This window comes from Aeromonas sp. QDB30, from assembly GCF_027707645.1.
Taxonomy (GTDB): Bacteria; Pseudomonadota; Gammaproteobacteria; order Enterobacterales; family Aeromonadaceae; genus Aeromonas; species Aeromonas caviae.
The window spans coordinates 16,915-29,181 of the sequence record NZ_JAPCIY010000057.1; the positions used below are offsets into that span (position 1 = coordinate 16,915).

Consider the following 12,267-nt stretch of genomic DNA (forward strand, 5'->3'; position numbering starts at 1 on the left):
CAGGGGAAACACGTGAAAGACTTACTCAAGTTTTTGAAGGCTCAGACCAAGACCGAAGAGTTTGACAGTATCAAGATCGGTCTGGCCTCTCCTGACATGATCCGCTCCTGGTCATTCGGTGAGGTCAAAAAGCCTGAGACCATCAACTACCGGACTTTCAAGCCGGAGCGTGATGGTCTGTTCTGCGCCCGTATCTTCGGACCGGTGAAGGACTACGAGTGTCTGTGCGGCAAGTACAAGCGCCTGAAACACCGTGGTGTGATCTGCGAGAAGTGCGGTGTAGAAGTGACCCAGACCAAGGTCCGTCGTGAGCGCATGGGCCACATCGAGCTGGCCAGCCCGACTGCCCACATCTGGTTCCTGAAGTCCCTGCCGTCCCGTATCGGTCTGCTGCTGGACATGACCCTGCGTGACATCGAGCGCGTGCTGTATTTCGAATCCTATGTAGTGATCGAACCCGGCATGACCAACCTCGAGCGCAGCCAGATGCTCTCCGAAGAGAACTATCTGGACGCATTGGAAGAGTGGGGCGACGAATTCGACGCCAAGATGGGTGCCGAGGCCATTCTGGCTCTGCTGCGCGCCATCGATCTGGAAGGCGAAGTCAAAGCCATGCGTGAGGAGCTGGATCAGACCAACTCCGAGACCAAGCGCAAGAAGACCACCAAGCGTCTGAAGCTGATGGAAGCCTTCCTGCAATCCGGCAACAAGCCGGAGTGGATGATCATGACAGTGCTGCCCGTGCTGCCGCCGGACCTGCGTCCGCTGGTACCGCTGGACGGCGGTCGTTTCGCGACCTCCGATCTGAACGATCTGTACCGTCGCGTGATCAACCGTAACAACCGCTTGAAGCGTCTGCTGGATCTGGCTGCGCCGGACATCATCGTGCGCAACGAAAAGCGCATGCTGCAAGAGTCCGTGGATGCCCTGCTGGACAACGGCCGTCGTGGTCGTGCCATCACCGGTTCCAACAAGCGCCCGCTGAAATCCCTGGCCGACATGATCAAGGGTAAGCAAGGTCGTTTCCGTCAGAACCTGCTGGGTAAGCGTGTCGACTACTCTGGTCGTTCCGTTATCACCGTAGGTCCGACCCTGCGTCTGCATCAGTGCGGTCTGCCGAAGAAGATGGCACTTGAGCTGTTCAAGCCCTTCATCTACGGCAAGCTGGAATCCCGCGGTCTGGCGACCACGATCAAGGCCGCCAAGAAGATGGTGGAGCGCGAAGAAGCCGTCGTTTGGGACATCCTGGACGAAGTGATCCGCGAACACCCGGTTCTGCTGAACCGTGCACCGACCCTGCACCGTCTGGGTATCCAGGCGTTTGAACCGACCCTGATCGAAGGGAAGGCCATCCAGCTGCACCCGCTGGTTTGTGCTGCGTATAACGCGGACTTCGACGGTGACCAGATGGCGGTCCACGTACCGCTGACCCTGGAAGCCCAGCTGGAAGCGCGCGCCCTGATGATGTCCACCAACAACATCCTGTCGCCTGCCTCCGGTGAGCCGATCATCGTTCCTTCCCAGGACGTGGTCTTGGGTCTGTACTACATGACCCGTGCCCGTATCAACGCCAAGGGCGAAGGTATGGTGCTGTCCGGTCCGAAAGAGGCCGAGAAGGTCTACCGTGCCGGTCTGGCCGACCTGCATGCTCGCGTCAAGTGCCGCATCACCGAGTACGTGAAGAACGAAGCCGGTGAGCTGGTTGCCAAGACCGAGATGAAGAACACCACCGTTGGTCGTGCGATCCTGAGCCTGATCCTGCCCAAAGGCATGGAGTATGCGCTGATTGACGAGCCCAAGGTACTGACTGCTGCAGAGCAGGCTGACCTGGACGCCAACCCGCAGAACTGGATCAAGTGCGTCTCCAACAAGGCGCTGGGCAAAAAGCTCATCTCCCGTCTGCTGAACACCTGCTATCGCAAGCAGGGCCTGAAGGATACCGTCATCTTCGCTGACCAGCTGATGTATACCGGTTTCCACTACGCGGCCCTGTCCGGTGCCTCTGTTGGTATCGATGACATGGTCATCCCGGATGCCAAGAAAGACATCATCGCTGCTGCAGAAGCCGAAGTCGCCGAGATCCAGGACCAGTTCCTGTCCGGTCTGGTGACCGCGGGCGAACGTTACAACAAGGTTATCGATATCTGGGCCAGCGCGAACGATCGCGTCTCCAAGGCCATGATGGACAACCTTTCCAAGGAGCGTAACGTCAACTCCCTGGGCGATGAGGAAGAGCAAGCTTCCTTCAACAGCATCTTCATGATGGCCGACTCTGGTGCGCGGGGCTCCGCCGCCCAGATCCGTCAGCTGGCCGGTATGCGTGGCCTGATGGCGAAGCCGGATGGCTCCATCATCGAAACGCCGATCGTGGCGAACTTCCGTGAAGGTCTGAACGTACTGCAGTACTTCATCTCCACTCACGGTGCTCGTAAAGGTCTGGCGGATACCGCACTGAAGACAGCGAACTCCGGTTACCTGACCCGTCGTCTGGTTGACGTGGCCCAGGACATGGTGATCACCGAGGACGACTGCGGCACTACCGACGGTCTGTGGATGACTCCGCTGATCGAGGGTGGCGACGTGGTCGAGCCGCTGCGTGAGCGCGTGCTGGGTCGTGTGGTGGCCGAAGACGTGATCAAGCCGGGTACCGAGGATGAAGTGCTGGTAGCGCGCAACACCCTGCTCGACGAGCAGCTGTGTGACCTGCTGGAGCGCAACTCCGTCGACCGCGTGAAGGTACGTTCTGCCATCACCTGTGAGACCGACTTCGGTAACTGTGCTCACTGCTACGGCCGTGATTTGGCCCGTGGTCACCTGGTTAACAAGGGTGAGGCTGTCGGTGTTATCGCCGCTCAGTCCATCGGTGAACCGGGCACCCAGCTGACGATGCGTACCTTCCACATCGGTGGTGCCGCATCCCGAGCGGCTGCCGAGAGCAGCATCCAGGTGAAGAACACCGGTAGCATCAAGTTGCAGAACGCCAAGTTCGTTCTGAACAACTCTGACAAGCTGGTTATCACCTCCCGTTCTACCGAGCTGACCATCATGGACGAGATGGGCCGTACCAAGGAAAGCCACAAGCTGCCTTACGGTTCCGTGCTGGAAGTGAAGGATGGCGAAGCGGTGAACGCCGGTGATACCGTCGCGAACTGGGACCCGCACACCCACCCGATCATCACCGAAGTGGCGGGTCGCCTGCACTTCGAACACATGATCGACGGTGTGACCATCACTCGTCAGACCGACGAGCTGACCGGTCTCTCTTCCATCGTCGTGCTGGATGTCAACGAGCGTCCGAGCGCCGGTAAAGAGATGCGTCCGACCGTGAAACTGGTCGATCTGAACGGCAAGGATGTGATGATCCCGGGCACCGACGTTCCCGCCCAGTACTTCCTGCCGGGCAAGGCGATCGTGAACCTGGAAGATGGTGCCAACGTGGGCGTGGGTGATGCGGTTGCGCGTATCCCGCAAGAGTCCAGCGGTACCAAGGACATCACCGGTGGTCTGCCGCGCGTTGCGGATCTGTTCGAAGCACGTCAGCCGAAAGAGCCGGCCATCCTGGCCGAGATCTCCGGTACCATCTCCTTCGGGAAAGAGACCAAGGGCAAACGCCGTCTGGTCATCACCCCGACCGATGGTGGCGAGATCTACGAAGAGATGATTCCGAAATGGCGTCACCTCAACGTGTTCGAAGGTGAAAAAGTTGAGAAGGGTGAAGTGCTGGCGGACGGTCCCGAGTCTGCTCATGACATCCTGCGTCTGCGCGGTATCAGCCCGGTCGCCAACTACATCGCCAACGAAGTGCAGGACGTTTACCGTCTGCAAGGCGTTAAGATCAACGACAAGCACATCGAAGTCATCGTGCGTCAGATGCTTCGCAAGTGCGAGATCCTGAGCGCTGGCGACACCGACCTGATCGAAGGTGAGCAGGTTGAAGTGGCCCGTGTGAAGATTGCCAACCGTAAACTGGTTGCCGAAGGCAAGACCCCGGCTACCTACCGTCATATCCTGATGGGTATTACCAAGGCATCTCTGAGCACCGAGTCCTTTATCTCGGCAGCTTCCTTCCAGGAGACCACCCGGGTGCTGACCGAAGCAGCCGTTGGTGGCAAGCGTGATGAACTGCGCGGCCTGAAAGAGAACGTGATCGTGGGTCGTCTGATCCCGGCTGGTACCGGCTTTGCCTACCACCACAGCCGCATCAACCAGCGTGCCGCCGCAGCCCGTGCTGTCGGTGTGCCGCAGGTGACTGCCGATGAAGCTCAGCAAAACCTGGCGGATCTGCTCAACGCAGCCGGCAGTTTTGACGAAGAGTAATCTTCCGCTGCAGTGATCGAAAAGGGCCCCTTCTAGGGGCCCTTTTTTCATTCCGGAGCCGGTTGCCTGGCTGCACCTGGCTGGGGCAGGGGGATGATCCAGTGCAAGGTTATAGAGCAAAAAATCAAAAAAAGTTGACATTGCCCCGTCGCAACTGAAAACTCGGGAAAGTTGAATGGGTATTACAGGGGTAGAACATGGCTGTCGGTATCGAGGAAGTACTGCTTCCCGAAGAGCAACTGAGCGGTCGCGCTTTTACAGACGAAGACAGGGAGCTGTTGCGTTCATATGGGGGCCTTATCGAAGGCCTGGCCGATCTGTTCGGCAAGCACTGCGAGGTGGTGCTCCACTCCCTGGAAAATCTGCATGAGTCCGTGATCCAAATCGCGAATGGTTTCAATACGGGTCGAACTCTGGGGGCGCCGATCACCGATCTCGCCCTGCGGATGCTCAAGGATATCGAGAGCACGGGTCAGGATCACACCCAGAGTTATTTTGCCCGCAGTCGGACCGGTGCCTTGATGAAGTCGAGCACCATCGCCATCCGTAACCGCGACAAGCAGGTGATCGGCCTTATCTGCATCAACCTGCACATCAATGCACCTTTCCACGAGTTCGTGGCCGAATTCTTCCCGACGCCACAGCAGGTGGAGCGGCAATCACCGGAGACCTTCGCCAACAGCGTCGAAGAGCTGGTTGCCCAGACGGTGGACAACACCATCGACGAGATCAATCGTGATCCCTCCGTGGCCAACAATGCCAAGAACCGTTTTATCGTGACCCAGTTGTTCGAGAAGGGCATATTTGATATCAAGGATTCGATCAACCTGGTCGCCGACAAGCTGAATATTTCCAAACATACCGTGTATCTCTACATCCGACAGCGCAAGCAGGGTGAAGAAGAGAGCGAGTAAGCGCCATAGATAGGGGATAGATAACAATGGCTAAAGAAGTGATTGCAACCGACAAGGCGCCTGCCGCAATTGGCCCTTATGTCCAGGCTACCAAGCTGGGTGAGCTGGTCTTTACCTCCGGGCAGATCCCGCTCGATCCGGCCACCATGGACATCGTTGCCGGTGGCATCGAGGCTCAGGCAGAGCAGGTGATGAAGAATCTGGTCGCAGTCTTGAAAGCCGCAGGGGCCGATACCAGCAAGGTACTGAAGACCACCTGCTTCCTGAGTGACATGAACAACTTCGTGGCCTTCAACCAGGTGTATGCCCGCTACTTTGGCGAATCCGCTCCGGCACGTTCCTGTGTGGAAGTTGCTCGTCTGCCCAAGGATGTACTGGTCGAAGTCGAAGCCATCGCTTACGTCTGAGCCTGTGTCATTGGAAAAGCCCCTCCCAGGAGGGGCTTTTGCGTCTATGAGGTAGAATGGATGCACCGCTGTGCAGGAGTGCGATCATGAGTCTGAATTTTGCTCTGCTGGTCACCGGGCCCGCCTATGGCACCCAGACGGCCAGCACGGCCTATCGTTTTGCCCTGAGTCTGGTCGAGCAGGGACACCGCTTGTCCCACCTCTTCTTCTATCAGGAGGGGGTGTGCAATGCCAATGGCCTCCATGCGCCAGCCAGCGATGAGACCGACCTGGTGGCGTTGTGGCGCGAGTTGGCCATCCAGCAGGGCATCCGTATCGATGTGTGTGTGGCTGCGGCCATGCGCCGTGGCGTGCTGGATGAGCAGGAGGCCAAGGGAATGGGACGGGAGCATTTCAATCTGGAAGCGCCATTCTGCCTAAGCGGGCTCGGTCAGTTGGCGGAAGCCGCACTGACCGCTGATCGCTTCGTTCAGTTCTAGGGGGACAAAATGACCAGAATAGCGTTTATCTCACGGCGTGGTGCCCATGGTTCGGCGAGTGGTCGGGAGGGGCTGGATGCTCTGCTGGCCACCTCTGCATTGACGGAGTCCCTGGCACTCTTTCTGGTGGGGGATGGCGTGATGCAACTGGTGAGGGAGCAATCACCACACGCCATATTGCAGCGTCACTACGCCCCGACCTTCAAGATGCTGGAACTGTATGACATCGAGGAGATCTATGTCTGTGCGATGTCACTGGCTGAGCGAGGACTGACGGCGGCGGATCTGCTAATCCCAGTTATTTCGCTCTCTCCTGCGGAAATTCGCCGTAGCTGGGCGGGTTTCACCACCCACATCTGCTTCTGAGGTGCCCGTGATACAGCTGATATTGAACTCTCCCTTCATGAGCCAGGATCTCGAGTTGGCGTTGCGTTACCGCATGGAAGGGGATCTGGTGGTGTTGATGCAGGATGCCGTGATGGCGGCTGCTGCCCCCGGGTGGTGCAAGCGCTTGGCAGACGTCCCCCTTTACGTCATGAAGGAAGACTTGAAAGCGAGAGGCTTGTCATCCGGGATCGGGATGGAACTCGATATGCCGGGTTTGATCAGGTTGATCGCCGAGCACGGATCACCGCAGACCTGGGGCGGTTAGGCTTGGTTTTCCTTTTTATCTCAGTTGCTTAGCATAATGTCATTCGACTGTCATTTGCCATTTCGGTGTGCAAATTGTATAAATCTTGACTCCCCAGACAACAGGGCATAAAATTTCGCGTCCCCGTATCTGCGGGGAGGATTTTTCACACGTTTATGAAGTCATTATCAGGAGCCTTTTGATGGCAACTATTAACCAGTTGGTTCGCAAGCCACGCATCAAGCTCGTTGTGAAAAGCAACGTGCCGGCGCTGGAAGCGTGCCCTCAGAAGCGTGGCGTATGCACCCGTGTATACACCACCACCCCGAAGAAGCCTAACTCTGCACTGCGTAAAGTATGCCGTGTACGTCTGACCAACGGCTTCGAAGTCACCTCCTACATCGGTGGTGAAGGTCACAACCTGCAAGAGCACTCTGTTGTTCTGATCCGTGGCGGTCGTGTAAAAGACTTGCCAGGTGTTCGTTATCACACCGTTCGTGGTGCGTTGGACTGTGCCGGTGTTAAAGACCGTAAGCAGGCTCGCTCCAAGTATGGCGTGAAGCGTCCGAAAGCTTAATGGTTCTCCGTTAAGTAAGGCCAAACGTTAATTCGTTTCTAGTTAGATAACTTTCTAGTTTTGGGTAACCCCTGAAGTTACGGAGAATTTGAAATGCCAAGACGTCGTGTTGTTGGTCAGCGTAAAATCCTGCCGGATCCCAAGTTCGGATCTGAGCTGCTGGCTAAATTTGTCAACGTAGTAATGGTTGACGGTAAGAAATCTGTTGCAGAAGCCATCGTATATGGCGCCCTGGACATCATTGCCACCAAATCTGGCAAAGAGCACCTGGCCCTGTTCGAAGTCGCTCTGGACAACATTCGTCCGGCGGTCGAGGTTAAATCTCGTCGCGTCGGTGGTGCAACCTATCAGGTGCCGGTAGAAGTTCGTCCGGTACGTCGCAATGCTCTGGCAATGCGCTGGTTGGTTGATGCCGCTCGTAAACGTGGTGAAAAATCAATGGCTCAGCGTTTGGCTGGCGAGCTGCTGGATGCCGCTGACAATAAGGGTTCGTCTGTCAAGAAACGTGAAGACGTTCACCGTATGGCTGAAGCGAACAAGGCCTTCGCTCACTTCCGCTGGTAATCCGCTTGCGCAGGGTCTTCTGACTCTGCGCACCTTTAATTATCTGGGGACAAGCGCCCTAGTAAGAGGATGACAATGGCTCGTACAACCCCCATTGAGCGTTATCGTAATATCGGTATCTCCGCTCACATCGACGCCGGTAAGACTACTACTACCGAGCGCGTTCTGTTTTACACCGGTGTAAGTCACAAGATCGGTGAAGTTCACGATGGCGCCGCCACCATGGACTGGATGGAACAGGAACAAGAGCGTGGTATCACCATCACCTCCGCCGCGACCACCGCTTTCTGGTCCGGTATGGGTAAACAGTTCCAACCGCACCGTATCAACATCATCGATACCCCGGGCCACGTTGACTTTACTATCGAAGTAGAGCGTTCCATGCGTGTTCTGGATGGCGCCGTGATGGTGTACTGTGCCGTAGGTGGCGTACAGCCCCAGTCTGAAACCGTATGGCGTCAGGCTAACAAGTACAAGGTTCCCCGTATCGCGTTCGTCAACAAGATGGACCGTACCGGTGCCAACTTCCTGCGCTGCGTTGAGCACATCAAGACCCGTCTGAAAGGTAACCCGGTTCCTCTGCAACTGAACATCGGTTCCGAAGAGAACTTCAAGGGCGTTATCGACCTGGTCAAGATGAAAGCCATCAACTGGAGCGAAGCTGACCAGGGCGTATCCTTCGACTACGAAGACGTCCCGGCTGAGCTGCTGGAACAGGCGCAAGAAATGCGCATGAACCTGGTTGAAGCCGCTGCTGAAGCGTCTGAAGACCTGATGGAAAAATACCTGGGTGGTGAAGAACTGACTGAAGAAGAGATCAAGAAAGCTCTGCGTCAGCGTGTTCTGAACAACGAAATCATCCTGGTTACCTGTGGCTCCGCGTTCAAGAACAAGGGCGTACAGGCCATGCTGGATGCCGTGGTCGAGTACCTGCCGGCTCCGACCGACGTTGCTGCTATCGACGGTCTGAAGCTGGATGGCGAGACCAAGGACGAGCGTCACGCTTCCGATGACGAGCCGTTCTCTGCTCTGGCATTCAAGATTGCTACCGACCCGTTCGTGGGCAACCTGACCTTCTTCCGTGTTTACTCCGGTGTGGTCAGCTCCGGTGACTCCGTGCTGAACTCCGTTAAAGAGAAGCGCGAGCGTTTCGGCCGTATCGTTCAGATGCACGCCAACAAGCGTGAAGAGATCAAAGAAGTTCGCGCAGGCGACATCGCTGCTGCCATCGGCCTGAAGGACGTCACCACCGGTGACACCCTGTGTGACGAAAGCGCACCGATCATCCTGGAGCGTATGGAATTCCCGGAACCGGTAATCTCCATCGCCGTTGAGCCGAAATCCAAGGCTGACCAAGAGAAGATGGGCCTGGCTCTGGGCCGTCTGGCTCAGGAAGATCCGTCCTTCCGCGTATGGACCGACGAAGAATCTGGCCAAACCATCATCGCCGGTATGGGTGAGCTGCACCTGGACATCATCGTTGACCGTATGCGTCGCGAGTTCAAGGTAGAAGCCAACGTAGGTAAGCCGCAGGTTGCCTACCGTGAAACCATCCGCAACACCGTCAAGGACATCGAAGGCAAGCATGCCAAGCAGTCCGGTGGTCGTGGTCAGTACGGTCACGTCGTTATCGACATGTACCCGCTGGAAGAAGGCAAAGCCTACGAATTCGTCAACGACATCAAGGGTGGCGTGATTCCGGGCGAATTCATCCCGGGTGTTGACAAGGGTATCCGCGAGCAGCTGAAGTCCGGCCCGCTGGCAGGCTATCCGGTAATGGATCTGGGTGTGCGTCTGCACTTCGGTTCCTACCATGATGTCGACTCTTCCGAACTGGCGTTCAAGATCGCTGCTTCTCTGGCGTTCAAGGCTGGCTTCATGAAGGCCAACCCGGTACTGCTCGAGCCGATCATGAAGGTCGAAGTCGAGACTCCGGAAGACTACATGGGCGACGTGATCGGTGACCTGAACCGTCGTCGCGGCCTGATCGAAGGCATGGAAGATGGCCCGTCCGGCAAGATCGTACGTGCGCTGGTGCCGCTGGCCGAAATGTTCGGTTACGCCACCTCCCTGCGTTCTGCTACCCAGGGTCGTGCTTCCTACGCCATGGAATTCGCCAAGTATCACGATGCCCCGACCAACGTCGCCCAGGCCGTGATCGAAGAGCGCAAATCCAAGTAATTTAAGATTCCCCGCCTACGACGGTAGGCGGGTTTAACCTAGAAGGACTACGTCGTGTCTAAAGAAAAATTTGAGCGTAATAAACCGCACGTAAACGTCGGCACCATCGGCCACGTTGACCACGGTAAAACCACCCTGACCGCCGCCATCACCAACGTGCTGGCCAAGCACTTCGGTGGTAAAGCTTTCGCCTTCGACCAGATCGACAAGGCACCGGAAGAGCGTGAGCGTGGTATCACCATCAACACCTCCCACGTAGAATACGACACTGCAACCCGCCACTACGCCCACGTAGATTGCCCGGGTCACGCCGACTACGTTAAAAACATGATCACCGGTGCTGCCCAGATGGACGGCGCAATCCTGGTAGTAGCAGCGACTGACGGCCCGATGCCGCAGACTCGTGAGCACATCCTGCTGGGTCGTCAGGTAGGCGTTCCGTACATCATCGTGTTCATGAACAAGTGCGACATGGTAGATGACGAAGAGCTGCTGGAACTGGTCGAGATGGAAGTTCGCGAACTGCTGTCCGAGTACGACTTCCCGGGTGATGACCTGCCGGTAGTCCGTGGTTCCGCACTGAAAGCGCTGGAAGGCGAAGCTCAGTGGGAAGAGAAGATCCTGGAACTGGCTGGCCACCTGGACACCTACATTCCGGAGCCGGAGCGTGCCATTGACCAGCCGTTCCTGATGCCTATCGAAGACGTATTCTCCATCGCAGGCCGTGGTACCGTAGTTACCGGTCGTGTAGAGCGCGGTATCGTCAAGGTTGGTGAAGAAGTGGAAATCGTTGGTATCAAAGATACCACCAAGACCACCTGTACCGGCGTTGAAATGTTCCGCAAACTGCTGGACGAAGGTCGTGCAGGTGAGAACGTTGGCGCACTGCTGCGTGGCGTGAAGCGTGAAGACGTAGAGCGTGGTCAGGTACTGGCCAAGCCGGGCACCATCAAGCCGCACACCAAGTTCGAATCCGAAGTGTACGTGCTGTCCAAAGAAGAAGGTGGTCGTCACACTCCGTTCTTCAAGGGCTACCGTCCGCAGTTCTACTTCCGTACTACCGACGTGACCGGTACCATCGAACTGCCGGAAGGCGTAGAGATGGTAATGCCGGGCGACAACATCAAGATGGTTGTTACCCTGATTGCCCCGATCGCGATGGACGACGGCCTGCGTTTCGCCATCCGTGAAGGTGGCCGTACCGTAGGTGCTGGTGTTGTAGCTAAAGTTATCGCTTAATCGATACTTTATATGCACACATAAAAGGGGTGGCTTCGGCCACCCCTTTTACTTTTGGGGCTTTAAATGGCTTGTGAGATACTTTTGCGAAATCATCTATAGAGGTAGTTGCTGTGAGTAAACCCGCCATTTTTCTGGATCGCGATGGTGTCATCAACAAAGACACGGGTTATGTCAGCCAGGTTGATGACTTCCATTTTCTGCCCGGGGCGATTGAGGCCATGCAATTGCTGAAGAAAAAAGGCTATTTGCTGGTCGTGGTGACCAACCAATCCGGCATTGCCCGTGGTTACTTCACTGAAGATGACTTCATGAACCTGACCGAGTGGATGGATTGGTCATTGGCCGATCGCGATGTGGATCTCGATGGTATCTACTTCTGCCCCCATCACCCGAACCACGGTGCCCCCTGCGACTGCCGCAAACCCGAACCGGGTATGTTGTTGCTTGCCCAGCGGGAGCTCGGTATCGATATGAGCCGCTCTTATATGGTGGGTGACAAACCTTCAGACTTGAAGGCGGCCATCAATGCCAAGGTCGGTCACAAGATAATGGTCAGAACGGGTAAGCCGATTACTGATGCGGGGATTGAACTGGCCGATGCCATCTACGACAACCTGCATGATTTTGCCGTTGCAGCACCTGTCGCAGGCTGATTTCGCTGGATTAAGATGCTTTTTGGTGGCTTTGTGAGCGATTGAACGATGGAAGCCATCTTTTTGCAATTATCCCCTTGCCAGAACGAATTCGCTCCCTATAATGCGCCTCCATCGACAGGGCAAGCAGCAACGCAAAGCCTGAGTCGATAGCCTCGAAAAGCCTTTGAAAATAAGGCTTGACTCGAGAAGGCGGTTGAGTAGAATGCCACTCCCGCAGCAGCGCAAAAGCTGCGTCGCTCTTTAACAATTTGAATCAAGCAATCTGTGTGGGCACTCACAGCATCGAGCATCAAAAACAA

12 protein-coding genes are annotated in these 12,267 nt (G+C 56.3%); 11 read left to right on the forward strand and 1 reads right to left on the reverse strand.

Translation table 11 applies throughout. The features are described from left to right. Positions 1–12: 12 nt before the first annotated feature. The 11 genes from rpoC (at position 13) to gmhB (ending at position 11,965) form a co-directional block, all read left to right on the forward strand. Positions 13–4,317, forward strand: coding sequence for a DNA-directed RNA polymerase subunit beta' (rpoC, locus tag PG896_RS15580; RefSeq protein ID WP_010675955.1), 4,305 nt, complete (start codon positions 13–15; stop codon positions 4,315–4,317). Positions 4,318–4,514: 197 nt separating this feature from the next. Then, on the forward strand, positions 4,515–5,231 hold the full coding sequence (locus PG896_RS15585) for a helix-turn-helix transcriptional regulator (protein WP_010675954.1): 717 nt from the start codon (positions 4,515–4,517) through the stop codon (positions 5,229–5,231). Between the two features lie 26 nt (positions 5,232–5,257). After that, on the forward strand, positions 5,258–5,638 hold the full coding sequence (locus tag PG896_RS15590) for a RidA family protein (RefSeq protein ID WP_010675953.1): 381 nt from the start codon (positions 5,258–5,260) through the stop codon (positions 5,636–5,638). An 86-nt stretch (positions 5,639–5,724) separates the two neighbouring features. After that, the gene (gene tusD, locus PG896_RS15595) at positions 5,725–6,117 is read left to right on the forward strand and encodes a sulfurtransferase complex subunit TusD (RefSeq protein WP_010675952.1); all 393 of its coding nucleotides are present in this window, start codon (positions 5,725–5,727) and stop codon (positions 6,115–6,117) included. A 9-nt stretch (positions 6,118–6,126) separates the two neighbouring features. Continuing rightward, a complete protein-coding gene (tusC, locus tag PG896_RS15600; RefSeq protein WP_109112498.1) occupies positions 6,127–6,483 on the forward strand; it encodes a sulfurtransferase complex subunit TusC in 357 nt (118 codons plus the stop codon). Positions 6,484–6,490: 7 nt separating this feature from the next. After that, positions 6,491–6,769, forward strand: coding sequence for a sulfurtransferase complex subunit TusB (tusB, locus tag PG896_RS15605; RefSeq protein WP_109112497.1), 279 nt, complete (start codon positions 6,491–6,493; stop codon positions 6,767–6,769). A gap of 181 nt (positions 6,770–6,950) precedes the next feature. Next, on the forward strand, positions 6,951–7,325 hold the full coding sequence (gene rpsL, locus PG896_RS15610; RefSeq protein ID WP_005306278.1) for a 30S ribosomal protein S12: 375 nt from the start codon (positions 6,951–6,953) through the stop codon (positions 7,323–7,325). 93 nt (positions 7,326–7,418) lie between these two features. Then, entirely contained in the window at positions 7,419–7,889 is a 471-nt protein-coding gene (gene rpsG / locus PG896_RS15615; protein WP_010675949.1) for a 30S ribosomal protein S7, read from the forward strand. 75 nt (positions 7,890–7,964) lie between these two features. Next, positions 7,965–10,070 (forward strand): elongation factor G, encoded by a 2,106-nt coding sequence (fusA, locus tag PG896_RS15620; RefSeq protein WP_270835891.1) that lies wholly within the window; start codon positions 7,965–7,967, stop codon positions 10,068–10,070. Positions 10,071–10,124: 54 nt separating this feature from the next. Continuing rightward, positions 10,125–11,309, forward strand: coding sequence for an elongation factor Tu (tuf, locus tag PG896_RS15625; protein ID WP_005306325.1), 1,185 nt, complete (start codon positions 10,125–10,127; stop codon positions 11,307–11,309). Positions 11,310–11,422: 113 nt separating this feature from the next. Beyond that, a complete protein-coding gene (gene gmhB, locus PG896_RS15630; protein ID WP_043153901.1) occupies positions 11,423–11,965 on the forward strand; it encodes a D-glycero-beta-D-manno-heptose 1,7-bisphosphate 7-phosphatase in 543 nt (180 codons plus the stop codon). A 98-nt stretch (positions 11,966–12,063) separates the two neighbouring features. Here gmhB and PG896_RS15635 read toward each other — a convergent pair. Beyond that, positions 12,064–12,267: hypothetical protein (locus PG896_RS15635; protein ID WP_257710121.1), on the reverse strand; the 204-nt coding region annotated here is incomplete at its 5' end.